This is a genomic window from Embleya sp. NBC_00888 (assembly GCF_045207655.1).
Classification (GTDB): Bacteria; Actinomycetota; Actinomycetes; order Streptomycetales; family Streptomycetaceae; genus Embleya.
In genome coordinates, this window is record NZ_CP108784.1 from 3,526,840 (window position 1) to 3,548,913 (window position 22,074).

Below are 22,074 nucleotides of genomic sequence, written 5' to 3' on the forward strand. Positions count from 1 at the left end.
CTATTCGGCGGGGTTCGGCTGGTGGACGGCCCGCTCCAGCAGGCCGAGGAAGGATCGGCCGAGCAGGCCGGTCTCGGCCGAGGTGAGCGGTCGGTGGCTGAGCAACAGGGCCTGGCCGTACAGTCCTTCGACCGCGGCCCGGGCCAGTTCGGGATCGTCGAGGCCGGCGATCCGGCGGACCAGCGGGTTGAGGTGGTTGAGCACGAGTTGGGCGCGCGGACCCTGGCCGCGCAGCGAGCCGAGGATGCCCGACCACAGGTCGTCGCCGCGACCGGCCGCGTCCTGCTCGGCCTCGGCCCGCCCGCGCTCGCCGCGCGCGTCCCGCCCGTCCAGCAGCAGCGCCGGCACGGTGACCGGCTGGTAGGTGCGCAGCGACACGTCGCAGGAGAGCGGATCGAGCGCGGCCCGCGCGTGCGCGAGGAAGCTCGCCGCGGCCAGTTCGGCGGCCGGGTCGACCGAGTCCAGGTGCGCGGTGACGGTGTCCGGGTCGAGTTCGGTGACGGTGGTGCCCGGGCGGATCTCGGCCAGTCGGTGCACCAGGTCCAGGTCGTAGGTGTAGCCGCCGTTGACCACGCCGAGCCCGGCCGCCGCCGCGATCGGCGCCACCTGCCGGTACTCCTCCACGGTCGAGGTCACGTGCACGACCGGATGCCGACGGGCGAACTCGTCGAGCGCGATCCGCCCGTCCGTGGTCTCGAACGGCAACCACGGCAGGACCAGGCGCAGCAGTTCGTCATCGTGCCGGGCGAGTGCCTTCACGCCCAGGTGATGCACACTCAGGAACCGGGCCAGTCGCGACTGATCGTGCGCGGCCAGGTTCGCCAGCCAGTCCCGGATGTGCCCGCCGAGCGCGTCCCGCACGCCCGCGAGCGACTCGTCGTCGTACAGGCTCTCCCGGGACGCGGTGGGCCGCAGCGTGTCGGTGTCCACGACGCAGCGCACGAAGAACGCCCAGTCGGGCAACAACCCGTCGGCGTTCTCGGTGAGCAGCATGCCCTTGAGGTGCACGCGGTGCTTGCCGCGCATCGCCGGGCTGACCGCCTCCGGCAGCACGAACGCCGCGCCGCGCACCCCCGCGAGCGGTACGTCCAGGTCGATCACGTCCAGCGGGGTGAAGCCGAGCCGGCTCTCGCAGTACGCGGCGAGCGCGGCCCGACGGCGCTCCGCGGTGGGGTACGGGCGATCCCACACCGCGGGTGTGTCGGTGATCGGTGTGTGCTCGCAGGCGGCCACCACGGTGACCCGGTACGGCAACAACGCGCCGAAGTCGCGGGCGAGTTCGATCACCCGGTCCGGGGCGAACCAGGACTCGCTGCCCCGACGCGGCGTCAGGAAGACCGTGGTGCCCGGCTCTTCGCGCTCCTCGCGGGCCAACGCGCGGACCGTGTAGCGGCCGTCGGAGCCGGCCTTCCACTCCACCGGCGGCGCGTCCACCAGCGCCGAGCGGGTCACCACGGTGATCTCGTCGGCGACCACGAAGCACGCGAGCAGACCGATGCCGAACTGGCCGATGTAGTCCCGCCGCGCGCTCTCCAACTCGTCCCGTTTGGAGCTGCGCCCGATGGTCGCCAGGAAGCGGTGCACGTCGGCCTCGGTCAGCCCGACGCCGGTGTCCGCGATCCGCAGGCCGCCGTCCTCGACCGTGATGGTGATCTCCGCGTCCGCCTCCGGATCCGCGGCTCTGCGCGCGGTCACCGCGTCGACGCCGTTCTGCAGCAGCTCGCGCAGGTATACCCGGGGGCTGGAGTAGAGGTGGTGCGACAACAGGTCGACCAGACCGCGCAGATCGACCTGGAAGGTGTGGTCTGCGGCGGTTATCGCGGCGTCGTTCATGCGGACTTCGTCACCTCGGGGCAGGATCGCCGGCCGACATCCCGGCCGAGTGCTGATGGTACGAAACGGCGGGGACAGGCGGCGAATCAGTTGTCCGCCCGCCCGTCCCCGCCGACCGGGGTTCAGCTCTTGGGCGCGTCCACGGTCCGCCCGTCGCGCAGCGCCTGGAACAGCGCCTTGGAACCCTTGTCGTCCCACAGCACGGTGGAGCCGACATTCTTGACGGGGTATCCGGGGTTCGAGATCGGCACCGTCGTGGTGACACCGTCGCCGCCGGACAGGCTGCCCATGTCCTTGAACAGGTCGTACAGGTCGAACAGCCCGGTGTCGTCGTCCACCGTCACCGCGCTCAGCGAGGCGTCCGCGACCGGGAAGGCGCTGAACGGGTTGAGCAGGACGCTCGCCGACTTGGCCTTCTTCGCCAGCGCGCTGAGGAACTTCTGCTGGTTCTCCATCCGGGCCAGGTCGGAGCGCGCCGGGTCGTAGTAGCGGGAGCGGACGAAGGCGAGCGCCTCCGCGCCGTCCAGCGTCTGGCAACCGGCCTTCAGGTCCGCGCCGGACTTCTCGTCCTTGATCGGCCCCTTGAGGCAGATGTCCACGCCGTCCATCGCGTCGACGATGTTGTTGAAGCCGCCGAAGCCGATCTCCGCGTAGTGGTCGAGCCGAAGGCCGGTGGCCATCTCGACGGTCCGGGCCAGCAGCGGCGCGCCGCCGAGGTCGAAGGCCGCGTTGAGCTTGTTCTTCTGCGCCTTGACCGTCTTGCCGTTCTTGCTGAACGCCGGGATGTCCACATACGAGTCGCGCGGCAGGCTGATCAGCGCGGTGCCGCCCTTGCCCTTGTGCAGCAGCATCATCGAGTCGGTGCGCTTGCCCGAGGCCTTGCCGGTGTGCAGTTTCTTGCGGTCGTCGGCGTCCAGGCCCTCACGGCTGTCCGAGCCGACGATCAGCCACGTGGTGCCCGCGGTCGACGCCGGGCGGCCCTTGTAGTTGTCCAGGACGTCCTCGTGCCGGATCTTCGAGTCGGCCCAGAAGTACGTCACGGTGCCGAACACCACGATCAGCGTGACGAAGATCGCGATCCCGATCAGGATGCGCTTCTTCCAGTTGACCGGGCCGCGCGGGCGCCGCGGCGGATCACCGGGGCGGGGCGGCCCGTCGGGGCCGTCGGGCCCGCCGGGGCCGCTCGGCCCGCGCTGCGGCGGCGGTCCCGCCGGCGCCGGGGGCGCGCCGTGCGCGTCGGCGATCGGCGGTTGCGGCGGATAGGCGTCCGGGCCGGGCGCCTGCCGGACCGGCGGGACACCGCCCGGCGGCGGCGGGTAGCCACCCGGCGCGGGCGGATACCCGCCCGGCGACTGCGGTGGATGGCCGGCGGCCGGCGGCCCGCCGACCGGATGTCCACCGGCGGAGTGGCCGCCGGGGCGGCTCGGAATCGTTCCCGGAGGGGGCTGCTGCGGCTGTTGGTCGCCATCCGCCCATCCCGGCGGCCAATTACTCATGAGAGCGAAGCTTTCACTCCATCAGCCCCGAGGCAACCGAATGCCTATCTCATCGACCATCTGTTCCACAGTTGATGCTCACTTCTTACACGAGACCTCGTCACCGGATTTGGCGGAGTATGCCGGATTCGGTGTTGCCGCCATGGACGGCTGCTCGCTGCTCGCGCCGCCGACCCGGACCGGGGTCGTTCCCTGGTACGACGAGCCCACGACCACCTCGATCGTGCGGCCCAGGCCGGTGACCGACTCCAGCGTCGCGCCCGGCAGCGCGGCCTGCACCGTCTTGACCGAGCGGTTCCACCGGGGGTCGTACCGGATGATCGTGCGGGCCCCGTCCGTGGAGGTCGAGATGCGCGGCGCGCCGGCCATCGCGAAGCCCGCGTTCTTGAGGTCCTCGTGCGCGCGCGGCCCCAGGCCGGTGGTCGGCGCGCCGTTGTACACCAGCACCGAGATGTCGCCCGGCGCCACCTCGACCGACACCGGGGACGGCGCCGGGGCGGTGGTGGCACCCGGTGTGTCGGGCTTCTTCTCCGGCGGCGCAATCAGGTCCTTGTCGTCGCGGATCGCCTGGAACAGACCGGCCGCCTTGGCCTCGTCCCACAACACGGTCGAGCCCCAGTCCGGGACCTGGTGGTCCATGCTCTTGAGCGGCACCTGCGCGTAGGTGACCCCGGAGTTGGTCAGGTTCCTGAGCTTGCCGCCCAACTCCAGGAAGTCCTGCGAGCTCATCTTGTCGTCGACCTTGATCGAGCCGAGCACCGCGTCCAGCACGTTCTTGAGCTTGAGCGGGTCGGTCAGCGTGCCGGAGGAGGTCGCCTTCGCGAGCACCTGCGTCATGAACTTCTGCTGGCGCTGGGTACGGCCGATGTCACCGGTCGGGTCGCTGGCGATGTACCGGGCGCGGACGAACTGGAGGGCCTTGACGCCGTCCAGCTTGCTGGTGCCGGCGGGCAGATCGAGGCCGGACTTGGGGTCGCGCAGCGCCTTGGGCGTACACATCTCGATGCCGCCGAGGGTGTCCACGACGCTGACGAACGAGACGAAGTTGACCTCGATGTAGTGGTCGATCCTGATGCCGGTGGCCTTCTCCACGGTGGCGACCGTGAGCGGGGGACCGCCGAGCGTGTAGGCGGCGTTGATCTTGCCCTTGGAGGGGCCGCGTTGCTCGCCGGTGGTCTTGTCCTTGTGCGCCGGGAACTCCACATAGCTGTCGCGCGGCAGGCTGGTGATGGTCGCGCGGTCCCGCTTGGCGTTGAGGTGCACGATCATCACCGTGTCGGTGCAGTCGCAGGACTCACCGCCGGCGTGCAGCTTGTTGAGCGTGTCCTTGGAGATGCCGGCGCGGTTGTCCGAGCCGACGACCAGGAAGTTGAGGTCCTTGCCGGATCCGGTGCCCGGGCGGTTGTCCAGGCCCTTGAACGGGTCTATCCGCTGGATCTTCCCGTCGAAGTGCTTCACCCACGCCCAGCCGATGCCGCTGGTCGCCAGGATCGCCGCCGCGAGCACGCCGGTGATCAGTACGAGCCAGTTGCGGCCGACGTTGCGCTCGGGCCGGTCGCCGGTGGTGGTTCTCGCCGGGGGTCGGCCGCCGGTCGTCGCCATGGGCTGCGGTGTCCCTCCTCGCGGACCGATGTCGTCCCGCCGTTCGCCGCGCACCCTTGCGGCGCGCACCGTGCGGATGTGCATCCGTACCCGCGTTCACCCGAAGGACGCCTGCCCGTCCGACCACGGTTGCGGTGGGCGTCGAACCACCGTAAGCCGGGATCCGGCGGGATCGGGGACGGCACGCCGACGGCCACCCTCGCTCGCTCACCCGGTCGATGCCCGTCGGCAGGTCCATTCGCAGTACGCTCCAAGGCGATGAATCACACCGCCGACGAGCCCGCCACGCACGAGCCCCCAGCTCGCCGAGCGGAGCCGCTTCCCGAAAAACCGCCCGTCTCCGTGATCATGCCGGTGCTCAACGAGTCCCGACATCTCGAAGAGGCCGTCGGTCGTGTGCTCGCGCAGGACTACCCCGGCGACATCGAAGTGGTGATCGCGCTCGGACCGTCCACGGACGACACCGACTCCATCGCCGCCCGGTTGGTCGCGAACGACGAGCGGGTACACACCGTCGCCAACCCGAGCGGTCGGACCCCGTGCGCGCTCAACGCCGCGATCGGCGCCTCCAGCCATCCGGTGATCGTGCGCGTCGACGGCCACGGCATCCTGCCCGCGGGCTACATCTCCACCGCCGTCCGGTTGCTGGTCGACACCGGTGCGGCCAATGTCGGCGGGCTCATGCACGCCGAGGGCACCACCCCCTACGAGGACGCGGTCGCCCGCGCGATGACCTCCAAACTCGGCGTCGGGAACGCGCGCTTCCACACCGGCGGCAGCGCGGGGCCCGCGGACACCGTGTACCTCGGCGTCTTCCGGCGCGAGGTGCTGGAGGAAATGGGCGGGTACAACGAGGAGTTCGAGCGGGCCCAGGACTGGGAGCTGAACTACCGGATCCGCCAGGCCGGCTACCTGATCTGGTTCTCGCCCGAGCTCAAGGTCTCCTATCGACCCAGGCAGACCCCCAAGGCGCTGGCCAAGCAGTACTTCAACTACGGCCGTTGGCGGCGGGTGGTGTCCCGGCACCACAAGGGTTCGGTCAACCTTCGCTATCTGGCACCGCCGGCCGCGCTGCTCGCGGTCACGGTGGGCACGGTGGCCGGTCTGGTCGGCTTCTGGCCCGGCTGGCTGCTGCCCGGCGGCTACGTGGTGGCCATCCTGGGCGGCGTCGCGTGGGAGGGCCGCGGCCTGCGGCCCGCCGCGTTCGTACGCCTGCCCATCGTGCTCGCCACGATGCACGGGGCTTGGGGAGCCGGCTTCCTGACCAGTCCGAAGAGCCTCGCCGATCGGGTCGAGGCGGGCACGGAGCGGCCGGCCGACGAGTTGAGCTGAACCACCGGCAACGGTTGTCCGAGGGCCCGGGTCGCGCGCGTGCGACCCGGGCCCTCGCGTTGTGTGGGAAAAGCGTTGCCTCGGCTGCGGCCCGGGATCGCGCTCCGGACGCGGCCTCGGTCGGGCCTCGGCTGCGGCCCCGGATCGGGCTCCGGAGCCGGCCCCGGGCCGACGACTCGCCGCTTCTTCGGCCGGAAACCGGGTCCTTTCGGTAAAGCCAAGTAACGTGGCCGCCCTGGTCACCGCTCGTCCCCGGTGACAGTCTGTGAACAGTCGGCACGGCCTTGGGAGACGACGGCGATGAGCGACAGGGACTCGGCTGTGGCCGCTGGAGTGGCGATTCCGGACGCCCGGCAGGCCGCGGAGGATCGCGGCTTCACCCCGCCCGAGCGGCTGCGGCGCGTCGTCGTCACCCACACGGACGTGGGCGGGGAACATTCCGACGATCCGGTCGAGGGTGCCTACGTGCTGCGGATCGAGCCCGCCGAGACGGTCGCGGTGACCACCTCGGTGCAGGTGTCCGAGACCGGCGTGGTGCGCTCGTTGCGGGTGCCGATCGACCCGGCCCAGACCGCCCGGCTCGCCGCCGCGCGGGCCGGGGTCGAGGCGCTCGACGGCGGTGGGGTGCTCAAGGGACTGCGCCGGATCATGGCCCAGCGCGACCTGGAGGCGGTCCGCCGCGCCCACCGGGCCGAGGCCGAACGCGACGCCGACGCGTGGGCACTGCGCTGCGCGCGGGCGTACGAGCCGTACGTGCGCGCGTTCGCGGCCGACGCGCAGCCGCCGGCCGCGTCCTCGCCGGTGCTGGGCATCGGGCCGACCAACACCTGCGGACAGGGGCACGCGTGGGCCCGCGCGGTCGAACGGCACCTGCCGGGCGTCCGCGCCGAGGCGTCCGCGCTCGCCTCCGCCAACACCCTGGGTCACCCCACCGATCAGGCGATCGAGACCGACGACTGGCTGTCCACCCGCTGGCAGTTGGGCCGGCTCGCCCATGTGCTGGATCGCTACACCCACGTCCTGGCGGAGTGCGGGATGCCCGCGTTCGGCCGATTGGGCGGTTCCTGGGTGGACACCGACCTGGCCGAACTGCGGGCGGCCGGGATCGCGCTGGGACTGGTGCTGTACGGCTCGGAGGTGCGCGATCCGGCGGCGCACCGGGCCCGGGTCGAGTTCTCGCCGTTCGACCCGCGCTACGAGCTCACCCACGCGTTGCAGGCCAAGGTGGACCGGCTGCTGCCGATCCTGCGGGACCTGGACGTGCCGACCTTCGTGGCCACGCCCGACCTGATCGCCGACGTGCCGAACGCGGTATGGCTGCCCACCACGCTCGACCCCGAGGTGTGGCGCGCCGACACGCCGGTGCTGACCCGGGAACGCCCGGTCGTACTGCACGTGATGTCGAGCCCATTCCTGCACGGCACCGCGCGGATCGAGCCCACCCTGCACCGACTGCACGAGATCGGCCTGATCGAGTACCGGCGGGTCCTGAACCGCTCCGCCCGCGAACTCCCGGCGCTGTTCGCGGACGCCGACATCGTGCTCGACCAATTCGCTTGCGGCTCCTACGGCATGACGTCGTGTCAGGCGCTCGCGGCGGGCCGCCTGACGATCTGCTACCTGCACGAGTCGGCGACCGCGCACCTGCCGTCCGACCTGCCCATCCGCGGCGCCGACCCGAACTCGCTCGCCGAGGTGCTGGAGGAGGTGATCGCCGAACCGGACGCGGCCCGCGAACTGGCCGCACGCGGCCCGGCGTACGTCGCCGAGCACCACGACGGCCGGCGTTCGGCCCGCGTCCTCGCCGATTTCCTGGGCGTGGCGGCCGAGTGAGCACTAGCGTTCGAGGGTGGCAATCGACCCGAGCGCGGACGTTGACGAGTCGGCAACCATCGGCGAGGGCACCCGTGTGTGGCACCTCGCCCAGATCCGGGAGGACGCGGTCCTCGGCCCGAACTGCGTGATCGGTCGCGGCGCGTACATCGGACCCGCGGTCCGCGTCGGGGCCAACGTCAAGGTGCAGAACCACGCGCTGGTCTACGAGCCCGCGGTGCTCGAGGACGGCGTCTTCATCGGCCCGGCCGTCGTGCTCACCAACGACATGTACCCGCGCGCGATCACCCCCGACGGCCTGCTCAAGGGCGAAAAGGACTGGTCGGCCCAGGGCGTGACGGTCCGTCAGGGTGCCGCCGTGGGCGCCCGCAGCGTGGTCGTCGCGGGCGTGACGATCGGCCGCTGGGCCCTGATCGCCGCCGGCGCGGTGGTGCATCGCGACGTCCCCGACCACGCCCTGATGGCCGGCGTCCCGGCCCGCCGCATCAAATGGGTCGGCCGCGCGGGCGTGCCCCTGACCGACGCGGGCGACGGCCGGTGGCGCTGCCCGGAAACCGGCGAGCTGTACACGGAACAGGACGGGCGACTGACCCTGACAGCGCCGCCCGCCGCCTCGACCGCATAGGCGTCGCGGAACGCCGGGAGTCGGTGGACCCTTCCGGTTGCCGCAGCGATCGCCGAATCCCCCGGCCGAAGCCTCGCCGGCCTCCCGGCCGGGGGATCGTGGCGCTCCGCACCTCGCCCGTGCGGACCGAGGGGCCTACTTCGGCAGGTTCCGGGCCATCACGATGCGCTGGACCTGGTTGGTGCCCTCGTAGATCTGGGTGATCTTGGCGTCGCGCATCATCCGCTCCAGCGGGTAGTCGCGCGTGTAGCCGTAGCCGCCGAGGAGCTGGACCGCGTCCACGGTGATCTCCATCGCCGCGTCGGAGGCGAAGCACTTGGCGGCGGCGCCGTGGAAGGTCAGGTCCGCGTCGCCGCGCTCGGACTTGGCCGCCGCCGCGTAGGTCAGTTGCCGGGCCGCCTCCAGCTTCATCGCCATGTCCGCGAGCATGAACTGGATGCCCTGGAAGTCGGCGATCGGCTTGCCGAACTGCTTGCGCTCCTGCACGTACCCCTTCGCGTAGTCGAGCGCGCCCTGCGCGATGCCCAGCGCCTGCGCCGCGATCGTCACGCGCGTGTGGTCGAGCGTCTTCATCGCGGTGGCGAAGCCGGTGCCCTCGGCGCCGATGATCCGGTCGGCCGGGATCCGCACGTTGTCGAGGTAGACCTCGCGCGTTGGCGAACCCTTGATGCCGAGCTTCTTCTCCGGCGCGCCGAACGAGACGCCCTCGTCCGACTTCTCCACCACGAAGGCCGAGATGCCCTTGCTGCGCTTGTCCGGGTCGGTCACCGCCATCACCGTGTAGAACTCGGAGACGCCCGCGTTGGTGATCCAGCGCTTGACGCCGTTGAGCACCCACGAGTCGCCGTCGCGCACCGCGCGGGTCTTCATCGCGGCGGCGTCCGAGCCCGCCTCGGGCTCGGACAGGCAGTAGGAGAACATCCCGTCGCCGCGCGCCACCGCGCCGAGGTAGCGCCGCTTGAGGTCCTCGGACCCGGACAGCACGAGCGGCATGGTGCCGAGCTTGTTGACCGCCGGGATCAGCGACGAGGAGGCGCACACCCGCGCGATCTCCTCGATCACGATCACGGTGGCCAGCGCGTCCGCGCCCGAGCCGCCGTACTCCTCGGGGATGTGGACCGCGTGCAGATCGTTCGCGCTGAGCGCGTCCAGCGCCTCCTGCGGAAAGCGGGACTGCTCGTCGACCTCGGCGGCGAACGGGGCGATCTTCGCCTCGGCGAGGGCGCGGACCGACTCGCGGAGCATGTCGTGCTCCTCGGAGACGCGGTAGAGGTCGAAGTCTTTTCGTCCGGCCACGGGTGCCTGCCTCTCGACTGAAGGATGTGCGGCGCGTACGCAGCAGCGTTTTATTACCGCTCAGTAAACAACACTGTCGCCCACAATTATTCAGCCGCACCCCGGCCGGGCCCGCATCGGCACGGCCACGATTCGACGACGCCGGCGTGACGGCGACGGATACGATCCATGACGGACGGCATCCGCACCCGTCCCATCGGGCTCCATCAGGCTCCATCCCGCCCCTCGACGAAGAAGTCAGGTGACGTACGTGGCACCCCGCATCACGGTCATCGGTACCGGCTACCTGGGCGCCACGCACGCCGCGTGCATGGCCGAGCTGGGCTTCGAGGTCCTCGGCATGGACGTGGATCCCGACAAGGTGGCCACCCTCTCGAGCGGCCGGACACCGTTCTGGGAGCCCGGGCTGGAAGAGCTGATGGCCCCGCACGTCGCGTCGGGGCGGCTGCGCTTCACCACCGACGTCGCCGAGGTCGCCGAGTTCGGCGACGTGCACTTCGTCTGCGTGAACACGCCGCAGCGCAAGGGCGAGTTCGCCGCCGACGTGTCCTACATCGACGCCGCCGTGGACGCGCTGGCCCCGCTGCTCACCCGCCCGTGCCTGATCGTCGGCAAGTCCACCGTCCCGGTCGGCACCGCCGAGCGCCTCGCCGTCCGGATCGCCGAGCTGGCGCCGGTGGGCACCGAGGCCGAGCTGGCCTGGAACCCCGAGTTCCTGCGCGAGGGCTACGCCGTCCAGGACACCCTGCACCCGGACCGGCTGGTGATCGGCGTGCGCTCGCAGCGGGCCGAGGCCGCGCTGCGCGAGGTGTACGCGAAGCTGCTCGCCGAGGACGTACCGCTCGTGGTGACCGACTTCGCCACCTCCGAGCTGGTCAAGACCGCCGCCAACTCGTTCCTGGCCACCAAGATCTCCTTCATCAACGCGATGGCCGAGGTCTGCGAGGCGGCCGGGGCCGACGTCGAGCAACTGTCCGAGGCACTCGCCTTCGACCCGCGGATCAACGGCCGCTTCCTCAAGGCCGGCCTCGGCTTCGGCGGTGGTTGCCTGCCCAAGGACATCCGCGCGTTCATGGCCCGGGCGGGTGAATTGGGCGCCGACCAGGCGCTCACCTTCCTGCGCGAGGTGGACGCGATCAACATGCGCCGCCGGTTCCGGATGGTCGACCTCGCCCGCGAGCAGTGCGACGGCAGCTTCCTGGGCCGCCGGGTGGCCGTCTTCGGCGCCGCCTTCAAGCCGAACTCGGACGACATCCGCGACTCGCCCGCGCTCAACGTCGCCGCCCAGGTACAGCTCCAGGGCGGCGAGGTGACCGTGTACGACCCCAAGGCGATGGACAACGCCAAGAAGATGTACCCGGGCCTGACCTTCGCGGAGACCGCCTTCGACGCCGCCCGGGGCGCCCACGTGGTGCTGCATCTGACCGAGTGGCCGGAGTTCCGCGAGATGGATCCGGCCGAACTGGGCGAGATCGTCGCACAACGTCGCGTACTCGACGGGCGCAATGCCCTCGACCCGGTGCGCTGGCGCGGCGCAGGATGGACGTACCGGGCACTCGGTCGCCCCTGAGTAGCCGGCCCGCCCCGGGGGCACACTCACCGGGCCGACGGCGCCGCGCCGTCCGTCTGTCGGGGGGCACCGCGAGCAGCGAGACAAGGACTGCGAGGTCATCAGCATGCCGTACGGCGACGAGGCCACGATCCGACGGATCCTCGACACACACACGTGGGCGGTGGTGGGACTCAGCACCAACTCCCACCGCGCCGCATATGGAGTAGCCGCGTTCCTCCGCCAGTGGGGAAAGCGCGTCGTGCCCGTGCACCCGAAGGCCGAGATCGTGCACGGCGAGCAGGGCTATGCCACGCTCGCCGAGATCCCGTTCCCGGTGGACGTGGTCGACGTGTTCGTCAACTCGGAACATGCCGGCGAGGTCGCCGACCAGGCCGTCAAGATCGAGGCGAAGGCGGTCTGGTTCCAGTTGGACGTGATCGACGAGCGGGCCTACCAGCGCGTCCGCGACGCGGGCCTGGACATGGTGATGGACCGCTGCTCCGCGGTGGAGCTCCAGCGCATCACGATGACCGGGGCGGGGCGGGGCTGATTTGTCGGGCGACTTCGTCGCCGGCTCGCGAGGCGCCGCTTTTTCTTTCCCCCGCTTCGCTCCTCCAAGAAAAAGCGGCACCTCGCTCGGGGCTTCGTGTCCCTGCGCTTCGCTCCGGGCCACGAAGCCCAAGTTTTGCGGCTCCGCCGCTCTCCGCGCTTCGCGCGTCGATCACTGGGGTGGGGTGGGTCGGGGGCGCTGACGCGCCTGGGGGTGGGGCGCGGGGGCTGACGGGTCGGGGAGCTAGGATCCGATCCGCTCGCGGAGTTTGCGGCCCTTTTCGGTTGCCTGCGCCTTCAGGTCGGCCTGGAATGTGGTCATCCGCGCCAGCAGGGCCGGATCGTGGGCCGCCAGCATCCGCACCGCGAGCAGGCCGGCGTTGCGCGCGCCGCCGATCGAGACGGTGGCCACCGGCACGCCGGCCGGCATCTGCACGATCGACAACAGCGAGTCCATGCCGTCCAGGTACTTGAGCGGCACCGGTACGCCGATCACCGGCAGCGGGGTCACCGAGGCGAGCATCCCGGGCAGGTGCGCGGCGCCGCCGGCGCCCGCGATGATCGCCTTGAGACCGCGCTCGGCCGCGCTCGTGCCGTACTCGATCATCTCCTGCGGCATCCGGTGCGCGGAGACCACGTCGGCCTCGTACGCGATCCCGAACTCGTCCATGACCTGCGCGGCGAGTTCCATCACCGGCCAGTCCGAGTCGGACCCCATGACGATGCCGACGACGGGCTGCGTGCTCATTCGGTGATGTCCCCTCGGAGGTAGTCGGCGGCGTGCCGGGCGCGCTCGCGCACGTCCGCCAGGTCGTCGCCGCACACGGTGACGTGCCCGACCTTGCGGCCGGCCTTCACGTCCTTGCCGTACATGTGCACCTTGACCCCGGGATCGCGGGCCATCACGTGCAGGTACGGGCGGTACATGTCCGGGTAGTCGCCGCCGAGCACGTTGACCATCACGGTCCACGGCGCCCGGGCGCGCGGGTCGCCCAGCGGCAGGTCGAGCACCGCGCGCAGGTGGTTCTCGAACTGCGAGGTGACCGCGCCGTCGATGCTCCAGTGCCCGCTGTTGTGCGGACGCATGGCCAGCTCGTTGACCAGGATCCGGCCGTCGGTGGTTTCGAACAGCTCGACCGCGAGGTGTCCGGTCACATCCAGCTCGCCCGCGATCGACAGCGCGATCCGCTGCGCCCGCACCGCGCGCTCCTCGGCCAGGTCCGGCGCGGGCGCGATCACCTCGCGGCATACGCCGTCCACCTGGATCGACTCGACCACGGGATAGGCCACCGCCTGGCCGTGCGGCGAGCGCACCACGCAGGCCGCCAGCTCGCGGGTGAAGTCCACCTTCTCCTCGGCGAGCACCGGCACCCCGGCCGCGAACGGCACGGCGGCCTCGTCCTCGCCGCGCACGATCCACACGCCCTTGCCGTCGTAACCGCCGCGGGTGGTCTTGAGCACCACCGGCCAGCCGCCCACCTCGGCGGCGAACGCCGCGACGTCGGCCGGGTCGGTCACGATCCGGTTGCGCGGGCACGGCACGCCGATCTCGGCCAGCCGGGCCCGCATGACGCCCTTGTCCTGGGCGTGTACCAGGGCCTTCGGACTCGGCCGCACGGCCACGCCGTCGGCCTCCAGGGCTTCCAGGAGCGCGGTGGGCACCTGTTCGTGGTCGAAGGTGACCACGTCACAGCCCTGCGCGAAGCGGCGCAGGTCGGCGAGGTCGTCCTCACTGCCGAGCACGACATCGCCGACGACCTGGGCCGCGGATTCGGACGGGGATGCGGCGAGTACGCGAAAGCGGGCGCCGAGCGGGATTGCGGCCTGGTGCGTCATGCGGGCGAGCTGGCCGCCGCCGACCATGCCGACGACTGGGAACGTCACGGGGGAAGGGTACCGACCCGACTCGGGTGGGCGTGTCGGCGGGCGTTCCGGGCGTGGCCGAGCAAGGCCCGAACGACATGTGCCACATGGGGCGGAAGATGTTCCGGTAAAGAGTCTGCAACAGGAGGGAGACCGCGCGCCGATGCCGAACGGCCGCGGCGGCTACCCTCGTCGGGTGAGTCGTCATGCCGATAGCACCCGCGGAGCCAGAGCAGCGTCCGAGCCGTTGCCCGTCGACGCACGTCCCGACACGGTCGGCACGCCGCCCGCGAGTCGTCTCGCGCGCTTTCGCGCCGAGGTCACCCAATTCCTGGTCGCGGGCGGGCTCGCCTACGCGGTGGACGTACTCGTGTTCAACCTCGGCCTCTCGCTCGGCATGGGCGGGGTCGCGGCGAAGATCATGTCCTCGATCCCGGCGACAATCGTCGCCTACGTCGGTAACCGGTACTGGACCTATCGGCATCGGGATCGCACCGGCGTCGGCCGCGAATACACCCTCTTCTTCGTGTTCAGCGCGATCGCGGCGGGCATCCAGGCATCGAGTGTGTACGTCTCGCACACCCTGATGGGCTACGAGAGCAAGCTCGCCGACAACATCTCGGCGAACATCGTCGGTATGGCCCTCGGCACGCTGTTCCGCTTCTGGGCATTCCGTACGTGGGTGTTCAAGCACAAACGGCCGGAATCCGTGCCGGTCGTCGAAGGTGGCATGTCGTGAAGGCGCTCCGGGATTGGTACGGCCGGGTCGGACACCTGCTGCACGAGACGCTGAAGTTCGGCGCCGTGGGCGGCTTCGGCGTGATCGTCAACGTGATCGTGTTCAACATCTGCCGCAACCACCTGGGCCTGGCCTCGGTGCGCTCGTCGGTGATCTCGACCGCCATCGCGATCGTGGTCAACTACCTGGGCAACCGGTACTGGGCCTTCCGGCACCGTACGTCCGCGGACAGTCGCCGCGAGTTCGTGCTGTTCATGGTGTTCAGTGGGGTCGGCATGGCGATCGAGGCGGGCACCGTGGCCATCTCGCACTACTGGCTCGGCTACCCCTCGCTGCTCGCGGACAACGTCGCCAAGTACGCGGTCGGACTGCCGCTGGGCACGCTGTTCCGCTTCTGGTCCTACCGCACGTGGGTGTTCACCGGCACCCACCAGGTCGACCGCAAGGCGGTCCGGGTGGTCGCGCCGCAGCATGCGGGCGAGGAGGCCGCGGAGGCCGACGGGCGGCCGGCGGGCCCGGGCCGGGCGCACCTGGACACCGAGGCGGCCCGGCTGGTCGAGGACGAGAGCGAGACGTCCCGGGCCTGAGGCCCGGGACTCGAAGGCTCGGGTTCAAGATCTGGGGTTGGTCGAAGGCTTGGCGTTCGAAGGCCCGAGGGCCTCACTCCGGCGGTTCCTCCGGGTGGGCCGCCAGGAACACCGCGAACACCGGCGGGCGCTGCTGGAGCAGTTCCAGGCGACCGCCGTCCGCCTCGGCCAGGTCGCGGGCGACCGCGAGGCCCAGACCGGTCGAGTTGTGGCCGCTGACCGCCCGCTCGAACACCCGCGCACCCAGCTCGTCGGGCACTCCCGTGCCCTCGTCCTCGACCTCGAGCACCACCGACGTGCCGGTCGTCCGGGTACGGATGTTCACCGCGCCCGCGCCGTGCATGAGGGTGTTCTCGACCAGCGTCGCGAGCACCTGGGACAGCGCGCCGGGCGTGGCCACGGCGGTCAGCCCACGCTCCCCCTCGACCCGGATGTTGCGCTTGGCCTCGCGGAAGTTGGGCCGCCACTCGTCGATCTGCTGCTGGATCACGTCGTCCACCCGCACGGTGACCGCGGACATGTTGCGCGGGTCGCGCCCGCCGCTGCCGCGCCGGCTGCTGGTGAGCAGCCGCTGCACCACGTCGGTGAGCCGCTCCACCTGGGAGAGCGCGATCGCGGCCTCCTCCTTGACGATCTCCGGGTCCTCGGTCGCGATGATCTCCTCGAGGCGCATCGAGAGCGCGGTGAGCGGGGTGCGCAGTTGGTGGGAGGCGTCCGCGGCGAGTCGGCGTTCGGCGGTGAGCATCCGGGCGATGCGTTCGGCGCTCTGGTCCAGCACCTCGGCCACCCGATCCAGTTCGGGCACGCCGTACCGGCGATGCCTTGGCCGGGGGTCGCCCGAGCCGAGCCGTTCGGCGGTCTCGGCCAGGTCGGTCAGCGGGCGGGCCAGCCGGCGGGCCTGCCACACGGCGAGGGCGGCGGCGGCCGCGACGGCGAGCAGCGCGACGCCGAGGATCAGCAGGAGGGATTCGCGGATCTTGCCGGTGACCCGCTCGCGCGGCTCGCCGACGGTGACCGAGTCGCCCATCTCGCCGTGCATGTCCTTCTCGAAGACCCGGCCGCTCGGCTTGTCGCCGATCACCAGCGGGGGCTCCCCCGGCAGCCGCACGATCGCGTAGCGATGCGGTTCGATCTGACGGTGCAGCAGTTCCGCGTCCGAACGTTCACCGGAGGCCAGCCGCAGCTCGACGACCTCCAGGATGCGCGCGGCCTCGGCCTTGAGGCTGTCGCCGGCGCTGTTCTCGATCGCGTGCGTCTCCACGAACGCCAGGGGCACGCCGAGGACCGCCACGACGACCAGGACCACGCCGAGCGTGGTGTTGATGAGCCTGCGACGCAAGGTTGGTCCCGTCAGCTTTCCGAGGTCGGTTCCCGCGAAGTCGGCCCGGCTCGAAATCAGCTCTTCTCGAAGCGGAAGCCCACGCCGCGCACGGTGGTGATGTAGCGGGGGTTGCCCGCGTCGTCGCCGAGCTTCTTGCGCAGCCACGAGATGTGCATGTCCAGCGTCTTGGTGGAACTCCACCACGTGGTGTCCCACACCTCGCGCATGAGCTGGTCACGGGTGACCACCCGGCCGGCGTCGCGCACGAGCACCCGCAGCAGGTCGAACTCCTTGGCGGTGAGCTGGAGCTCCTCCTCGCCGATCCAGGCGCGGTGCGAGTCGACGTCGATGCGTACGCCGTGCACCCCCTGGCCGACGTCGGCGGCGCCGCGCCGCAGCAGCGCGCGCACGCGCGCGAGCAGCTCGGCGAGCCTGAAGGGCTTGGTGACGTAGTCGTCGGCACCGGCATCGAGGCCGACCACTGTGTCCACTTCGTCGGCGCGCGCGGTCAGGACCAGCACCGGGAAGCCGTGCCCTTCGGCACGCAGCCGCCGGCACACCTCCAGGCCGTCCATCCCGGGCAGACCGAGGTCGAGGACGAGCAGGTCCACCCCGCTCTGCGCGGCGCATTCGAGAGCGCTTGGGCCGTCCTCGCGCACCTCGACCTCGTAGCCCTCTCGGCGCAACGCACGCGCGAGCGGTTCGGAGATGGATGCGTCGTCCTCGGCGAGCAGTACGCGGGTCATGACCTTGATGTTACTGAGCCATGGGCCCGAGGTTGACGAGCTCCGGCCGACAGACCTGCGGCGGCCGGAAATCGGCGGGGATTTTTCGCTGATCGGGGGACCGGGACGAAATCTGCCCGAACCGGGGCGGATCATCCCCGGACGCGCACCGCCGCCACGCCGACGTCGAGCCTCGTCACCATTCGTCGTCCGAGTGCCGACGCCACGAGTACACCATCGTGACCACGGCCATCAGCAGGATCAGCGCGCCGCCCGCGATCATCACGATGGTGCCGCCGGAGATGTCGCCGTCGTCCTCGCCCCGGCTCACGACGTCGACGCCGTTTCGGCCGGCTTCCCGGGCGACCTCGCCCACACTCGCGACCGGGCTCTCCGCGAGCGTTATCGGGCCCTGTGCCGACGCCTGGCCCGATATCGCGGGCGGCACGGCACCCGGATCTCCCGGGTTGCCGGACGGCCCGTCCAGGCCCTTCGCCGACAGGTCGACCCGGAGCGTGGTCGCGGGCGGCGCGGGTGCGGTCGGGAAGCACGTGGTGATCTGGTCGCCGAAGATCGCGGTGCTGGTGACCATCTTGCCCGGGGCGATCCGGATGTCACCCTTGGCGTCGAGCGGCACGGTGACCTCGCCCTCGTACGGCGGCACCACGATCTGCGCCGGCGTACCCGGGATGTCGACCCGCATCTTCGGGCCCTGGAGCGTGAGTTCGCCGCTCGCGCCGCCGGAGAGCACGAGCTGGATGGACGGGGTCAGCGGGGTGCCGGGGAACGGCAGCGGGCTGGTCGCGGGGCTGCCGCCGAGGGTGACCTTGATCCGCACCTTGTCGCCGGGGCGGACCGGCTCGCTCGGTGCCTCCAGCGTGATCTGCTGCGGGCCGTCGACCGCGGGCTGATCCAGCGGGATGACGCAGTGCACCTGCACGGTCAGTGGTTCCGCCGCGCCGGCGGGCGGGGCGAGCGCGAGCGCCGGGCCGACCGTGCAACCCAGGGCGAGGGCGGCGCCCGCCAAGCGTGGAGCCGAGAGAGCCATCGGGGGTCGCGTTCCCTTCTGATGGTGGCGAGAGTGCGGGTGGGGTGGCGGGACCTGCGGGTGACGTTATTACGGGTTCGGGTGCGGCGGGAGTGTCGGCGCATCGGGCCGGGAATCGCCAGGGCGCGGTGGGCGGGGGCACGAGACGGCGGAAGGGCCCTCCGGTCGGGTGAGGACCGACTGGAGGACCCTTCGCGTCACGTGCTGCCGGGTGGAGTTCGACCCGGTCCGCTCATCGTGCCCGGCGCGACGCCCGGCCGGCGCCGCGCGCGGACGCGATGTCAGACCTGGTTGCGAATCCGTCGACGGTAGGGCACGAACAACATCAGCGCGATCGCGCCGAGCACCGCGGTCCCGGCCGCCATCGCGAACGCGGTCATGCCGCCGCCGGAGGCGCCGGTGTGCGCGAGGTCACCGGTGGTGCCACCGGAACTGCCGCCGTTGCTGCCGACGTTGCCCGTGGGGGACTGGGTCAGGGTGGGCGGCGGCGGGCTGCCCGCGTCGCCCTTCGCCTTGAGGGTCGCCGAGACGGCGGTCGTGGTGACCTTGCAGTCGGTGTACGTATCGATCTCCAGCTCGCCGAACTTCGCGTGCGTGTCGATCCGCAGCGCGCCCGGGCTGAACGTGAAGTCGCCACCACCCCAGACGGAGAACTTGCCGGTGAGGGGACCGTCCACCTTCAGCGCGTCGCCCGGCTGGGGGTCGGCCTCCTTCGCGGGGCCGACCACGTCGACCGTGCGCTTGTTCTCGCCCTGCGCAACGTCGATGGTCAACTTCGGCGTGTACTTGATGTGCGCCGCCGGAATGCCGGCCGGGACGCTGCCCACGGTGTTGTCCTTGAACGACGCCGAGATGTCGAGGTCGTCACCCTTGGTGGCGGTGCTCGCGACCTTGACCGTGACGCCGAACGTCGGCGTGGTGTCCGGGATGTCGATCGGAGAGCCGACGGTCTTGCATGCGTAGGCGACACTCACCTCCTTGCCGTTGGGCGGGCCGGGCGGCTCGGCCGAGGTCGAAGTCGAAGGCGACGAGGACGTCGAGGGAGACGAAGACGTCGAGGGAGACGAGGAGGTCGAGGGCGAGGCCGAAGTACTCGGGGTGGCCTTGTCCACGTTGAGGGTCAGGAACTTCGGCGACGTGGTCGGCGCGCACTCGACCTTGACCACGGCGGTCAGTGTCAGGTGGGTGAGTGTGAGGTCGAGGTTGCCGTTTTCGGCATTCGCGGGCACCGGGATCTTGGCGTCGAAGGCCGGCAGCGTGATCGGCTGCCCCTTGACCAGGGCCGGCAACTTGCCCTTGTCGCCGGTGATCTTCAGTGGCGTCGTGGACACACCCGCGGCATTGGCGTCCATCACCACGGAGAAATCGACGCCGGCGCCCAGGTCCACCGGCGAGTTGACGGTCTTGCCCATGCTGACCTTGACCACGGCGTCCTGGCCGGGCGCCACCTTGGCGGGCGCCTCCAGTTCGAAGTTCATGTCCAGGTTCGCCGGGGGCATGTTCAGCTGCGCCGGAAACGTGCAGGTCATGGCGACCTTGGCGCTCGTCGGCGCCGCCTGTGCCGCCGGCGCGAACACGAACATCCCGCCGCCACCGGCGACCAACATGCCGCCGATCGCCGTCATGGCGAGTCTTGTCTTGGCCTTGCTCATCAGGTTGTGCTCCCTTCGTCGGGGCGGGACTCACCCCGTCGTGTTGGTCAGCTGAGCGTGAGCGTCAAGGTCGCCGAGTAACTCTCGGCGGACGTGTTCCGGTCGGGCAGCCGTAGGGTCAGCTCCGCGCCGACGTCGAATTCACCTCCCGTGACGCTCGAGGATGAAGACGTCGAGCACAGGGTTGCCGTGCGGCTCGACTGCGCCCGGTTGCCGGGTTTCGCCGAGCTGGGATACGGGCCGCGTCCCGGGTGTGGCGTGCAGTACGGGTCCCAGACGAGGTTGTGCGCCTCGATCCGGGTCCCGTTCTCCGCCCGGAAGTCGGACATCGCGCCGGTGAGGGTCCACCCGTTGCGCGACCCGCGAAAGTCCTGAACCAGCATCGGATTCAGGGCGCCCCTGGCAATGCCGCCGACTCGGTCCACGGTGAGCCGGCTCTGTCCTGTGCCGGGTGTGCTGACGGCCAGGACGCCCGGGTTGACATTGCCGTCAACCCGCGCCGGGGACCGAGGTTGCTCGATCCGGGTGTCCCAGCCGAGGTCTCCCGCACCGGGGGTCGACTCGGCGCCATCGGTCCCCCCGGACGTGTCGGAGCCGGTCGAACCCTCACTCGACGGAGGGGGGTTCGTGGCTTCGCCACCGTCGGACGGAACGGGCCGGAAGCTGCCTCCGCCGCTCGGACCGGCCTGATCGGTGACGTTGGTGTGCGACGGTCCGAACTCGCCGCCACCGGGCCCGTAGTAGAACACGAGCACAGTGCCGAGGACCGCCCCGGTGACGATCAGGGCGCCGAGTCCCCCTCTGGGTCGCGCGCTCATCGATCACGCCCCCCGGACTCGTCGGCGCGCGGATGATCGTCCTCGCCGGGTTCGGAACCCGCGTACAGCGGACCGCCGATCACCACCGTCTCGACCATCGAACGGATCGGCCGCTTGCTCAGGTCGACCGGTTCGGCGCCGACTTCGGTCGGGCGTCGATTGGCCGTCCTGGGTTCCGATGTACCGTCGTCCGCCTTGTCCTCGCCGGACGCGCGGTTCTTGTCATCCCTGGTCAGGCGCGACGGCGGCGCGGCCAGGCCGACTTCGCGCTCGCGCTCGCCGGCGCGGCGGGCCCGCTGCTCGCCGATGAGTTCGACGATCCGCAGGAACAACCGCCACGCCGCCACCGGGACCACGATCACCAGGAGCGCGCCGAAGATGTAGACACCCCACGGACGACCGACCTCCAGGGCCTGTTCGTCCACGACCTGGTTGTCGTACGTCACCCGCCAACTGAAGGTGCCGTGCTGACGGGGTTTCAGTTCCACCGGGAGCGAGATCGTGGTGCGCTTGCCCGGCGGGATGACGATGTGCGACTCGTAGTCTTCCCAGGTCGGCGCGTAGACCCCTTGATAGAAGCCGATCCGGAAGGTCGGGTTGACGATGGGCTGCTGACCCATGTTGCCCACCTCGATCCGGAACCGGCGCTGCACGGGCGAGCCGAACCACGTGAAGATCGAGTCCTCGCCCGCCATGTGGCTGTCGATGAAGACGAGTCGACCGGGTGTCTTGACCGCCTGCGGCAACGGGGCGTACGGCGCTCCGTCGATCTCCAGCGGCACGCTCGCGTCCTTGGCCGGGCCGTTCATGATCACCGCGATCCGGACCACACACGGGCACGGGGACGGCGGGATGGCGGCGGTCAGGGTGATCGCGACGTTGCCGCCCGCGTCCACGGTGCCGCTCGCGGCACTGGCCGCCGCGCAGTTGACCGTGCCGCGCAGGCCGTTCTCCCCGCAGATGCTCGCCTGGACCAGGGAACCGGGGGTCCAGTCGCCGCCGACGACCGAGACCTTGTCCCCGGCCGCGACCTTGCCCGGGTCGATCGACGCGCTCGGTCCCGCGCCCGGCGCGGGGTCCGCCGCACGCGCGGGCGCCGTGCCGCCGAGGGCAACCAGCCCCAGCAACAGCACGGCGATCAGCGCGAGGGCGGTACCGCGCGTGCGGCCGACCCGAACTGCGTGACCGACCCGGTTGCCCATG

General features: G+C 70.9%; 19 protein-coding genes. 7 read left to right on the forward strand and 12 right to left on the reverse strand.

Annotated features, from left to right (window positions below; translation table 11 throughout):
* From OG948_RS14465 to OG948_RS14475, 3 genes are all read right to left on the reverse strand, one after another.
* On the reverse strand, window positions 1-1,833 hold the full coding sequence (locus OG948_RS14465; RefSeq protein ID WP_406296797.1) for an HSP90 family protein: 1,833 nt from the start codon (window positions 1,831-1,833) through the stop codon (window positions 1-3).
* Between the two features lie 122 nt (window positions 1,834-1,955).
* Window positions 1,956-3,329 (reverse strand): LCP family protein, encoded by a 1,374-nt coding sequence (locus tag OG948_RS14470; protein ID WP_406296799.1) that lies wholly within the window; start codon window positions 3,327-3,329, stop codon window positions 1,956-1,958.
* A 78-nt stretch (window positions 3,330-3,407) separates the two neighbouring features.
* On the reverse strand, window positions 3,408-4,931 hold the full coding sequence (locus tag OG948_RS14475) for an LCP family protein (RefSeq protein WP_406296800.1): 1,524 nt from the start codon (window positions 4,929-4,931) through the stop codon (window positions 3,408-3,410).
* Window positions 4,932-5,189: 258 nt separating this feature from the next.
* Here OG948_RS14475 and OG948_RS14480 point away from each other — a divergent pair, with 258 nt between their 5' ends.
* From OG948_RS14480 to OG948_RS14490, 3 genes are all read left to right on the forward strand, one after another.
* Window positions 5,190-6,263: a glycosyltransferase family 2 protein gene (locus OG948_RS14480; protein ID WP_406296802.1), complete on the forward strand. Its 1,074-nt coding sequence runs from the start codon at window positions 5,190-5,192 to the stop codon at window positions 6,261-6,263.
* Window positions 6,264-6,563: 300 nt separating this feature from the next.
* The gene (locus tag OG948_RS14485) at window positions 6,564-8,096 is read left to right on the forward strand and encodes a glycosyltransferase (protein WP_406296803.1); all 1,533 of its coding nucleotides are present in this window, start codon (window positions 6,564-6,566) and stop codon (window positions 8,094-8,096) included.
* Between the two features lie 16 nt (window positions 8,097-8,112).
* Window positions 8,113-8,721, forward strand: coding sequence for an acyltransferase (locus tag OG948_RS14490; RefSeq protein WP_406296804.1), 609 nt, complete (start codon window positions 8,113-8,115; stop codon window positions 8,719-8,721).
* A gap of 135 nt (window positions 8,722-8,856) precedes the next feature.
* Here OG948_RS14490 and OG948_RS14495 read toward each other — a convergent pair whose 3' ends face one another.
* Window positions 8,857-10,017: an acyl-CoA dehydrogenase gene (locus OG948_RS14495; protein ID WP_406296806.1), complete on the reverse strand. Its 1,161-nt coding sequence runs from the start codon at window positions 10,015-10,017 to the stop codon at window positions 8,857-8,859.
* Between the two features lie 250 nt (window positions 10,018-10,267).
* Here OG948_RS14495 and OG948_RS14500 point away from each other — a divergent pair, with 250 nt between their 5' ends.
* Both OG948_RS14500 and OG948_RS14505 read left to right on the forward strand, forming a co-directional pair.
* Window positions 10,268-11,587: a UDP-glucose dehydrogenase family protein gene (locus OG948_RS14500; protein ID WP_406296808.1), complete on the forward strand. Its 1,320-nt coding sequence runs from the start codon at window positions 10,268-10,270 to the stop codon at window positions 11,585-11,587.
* 106 nt (window positions 11,588-11,693) lie between these two features.
* Window positions 11,694-12,119, forward strand: a complete 426-nt coding sequence (locus OG948_RS14505) for a CoA-binding protein (RefSeq protein WP_406296810.1) — start codon at window positions 11,694-11,696, stop codon at window positions 12,117-12,119.
* Between the two features lie 243 nt (window positions 12,120-12,362).
* Here OG948_RS14505 and purE read toward each other — a convergent pair whose 3' ends face one another.
* Entirely contained in the window at window positions 12,363-12,866 is a 504-nt protein-coding gene (gene purE, locus OG948_RS14510) for a 5-(carboxyamino)imidazole ribonucleotide mutase (protein WP_406296812.1), read from the reverse strand.
* Entirely contained in the window at window positions 12,863-14,002 is a 1,140-nt protein-coding gene (locus OG948_RS14515) for a 5-(carboxyamino)imidazole ribonucleotide synthase (RefSeq protein WP_406296813.1), read from the reverse strand. Before OG948_RS14515 ends, purE begins: the two co-directional genes overlap by 4 nt.
* A gap of 175 nt (window positions 14,003-14,177) precedes the next feature.
* Between OG948_RS14515 and OG948_RS14520 the strand changes: the two genes are divergently transcribed.
* Together OG948_RS14520 and OG948_RS14525 are read left to right on the forward strand one after the other, a co-directional pair.
* Window positions 14,178-14,720, forward strand: coding sequence for a GtrA family protein (locus OG948_RS14520; RefSeq protein WP_406296815.1), 543 nt, complete (start codon window positions 14,178-14,180; stop codon window positions 14,718-14,720).
* The gene (locus tag OG948_RS14525; RefSeq protein ID WP_406296817.1) at window positions 14,717-15,307 is read left to right on the forward strand and encodes a GtrA family protein; all 591 of its coding nucleotides are present in this window, start codon (window positions 14,717-14,719) and stop codon (window positions 15,305-15,307) included. The genes OG948_RS14520 and OG948_RS14525 overlap by 4 nt, the downstream gene beginning before the upstream one ends.
* A 73-nt stretch (window positions 15,308-15,380) precedes the next feature.
* Here the strand turns inward: OG948_RS14525 and OG948_RS14530 are convergent, their stop codons facing one another.
* The 6 genes from OG948_RS14530 to OG948_RS14555 all read right to left on the reverse strand — a co-directional run bounded on the left by OG948_RS14530 (window position 15,381) and on the right by OG948_RS14555 (window position 22,073).
* Window positions 15,381-16,646, reverse strand: coding sequence for an ATP-binding protein (locus tag OG948_RS14530; protein ID WP_406296818.1), 1,266 nt, complete (start codon window positions 16,644-16,646; stop codon window positions 15,381-15,383).
* 56 nt (window positions 16,647-16,702) lie between these two features.
* Window positions 16,703-17,374, reverse strand: coding sequence for a response regulator transcription factor (locus OG948_RS14535; protein WP_020556678.1), 672 nt, complete (start codon window positions 17,372-17,374; stop codon window positions 16,703-16,705).
* A gap of 175 nt (window positions 17,375-17,549) precedes the next feature.
* Window positions 17,550-18,401: a hypothetical protein gene (locus OG948_RS14540; protein ID WP_406296819.1), complete on the reverse strand. Its 852-nt coding sequence runs from the start codon at window positions 18,399-18,401 to the stop codon at window positions 17,550-17,552.
* A gap of 281 nt (window positions 18,402-18,682) precedes the next feature.
* A complete protein-coding gene (locus tag OG948_RS14545) occupies window positions 18,683-20,053 on the reverse strand; it encodes a hypothetical protein (RefSeq protein ID WP_406296821.1) in 1,371 nt (456 codons plus the stop codon).
* Window positions 20,054-20,100: 47 nt separating this feature from the next.
* Entirely contained in the window at window positions 20,101-20,871 is a 771-nt protein-coding gene (locus OG948_RS14550) for a hypothetical protein (protein WP_406296822.1), read from the reverse strand.
* Complete coding sequence (locus tag OG948_RS14555) at window positions 20,868-22,073, reverse strand: hypothetical protein (protein WP_406296824.1); 1,206 nt, start codon at window positions 22,071-22,073, stop codon at window positions 20,868-20,870. The genes OG948_RS14550 and OG948_RS14555 overlap by 4 nt, the downstream gene beginning before the upstream one ends.
* Window position 22,074 lies beyond the last annotated feature (1 nt).

Excerpts from the sequence above, each read along its gene's own strand:
- OG948_RS14465 (WP_406296797.1), bottom strand. The coding sequence starts at position 1,833 with ATGAACGACGCCGCGATAACCGCCGCAGACCACACCTTCCAGGTCGAT.
- OG948_RS14470 (WP_406296799.1), bottom strand. The coding sequence starts at position 3,329 with ATGAGTAATTGGCCGCCGGGATGGGCGGATGGCGACCAACAGCCGCAG.
- OG948_RS14475 (WP_406296800.1), bottom strand. The coding sequence starts at position 4,931 with ATGGCGACGACCGGCGGCCGACCCCCGGCGAGAACCACCACCGGCGAC.
- OG948_RS14480 (WP_406296802.1), top strand. The coding sequence starts at position 5,190 with ATGAATCACACCGCCGACGAGCCCGCCACGCACGAGCCCCCAGCTCGC.
- OG948_RS14485 (WP_406296803.1), top strand. The coding sequence starts at position 6,564 with ATGAGCGACAGGGACTCGGCTGTGGCCGCTGGAGTGGCGATTCCGGAC.
- OG948_RS14505 (WP_406296810.1), top strand. The coding sequence starts at position 11,694 with ATGCCGTACGGCGACGAGGCCACGATCCGACGGATCCTCGACACACAC.
- purE (WP_406296812.1), bottom strand. The coding sequence starts at position 12,866 with ATGAGCACGCAGCCCGTCGTCGGCATCGTCATGGGGTCCGACTCGGAC.
- OG948_RS14535 (WP_020556678.1), bottom strand. The coding sequence starts at position 17,374 with ATGACCCGCGTACTGCTCGCCGAGGACGACGCATCCATCTCCGAACCG.
- OG948_RS14540 (WP_406296819.1), bottom strand. The coding sequence starts at position 18,401 with ATGGCTCTCTCGGCTCCACGCTTGGCGGGCGCCGCCCTCGCCCTGGGT.
- OG948_RS14545 (WP_406296821.1), bottom strand. The coding sequence starts at position 20,053 with ATGAGCAAGGCCAAGACAAGACTCGCCATGACGGCGATCGGCGGCATG.
- OG948_RS14550 (WP_406296822.1), bottom strand. The coding sequence starts at position 20,871 with ATGAGCGCGCGACCCAGAGGGGGACTCGGCGCCCTGATCGTCACCGGG.
- OG948_RS14555 (WP_406296824.1), bottom strand. The coding sequence starts at position 22,073 with ATGGGCAACCGGGTCGGTCACGCAGTTCGGGTCGGCCGCACGCGCGGT.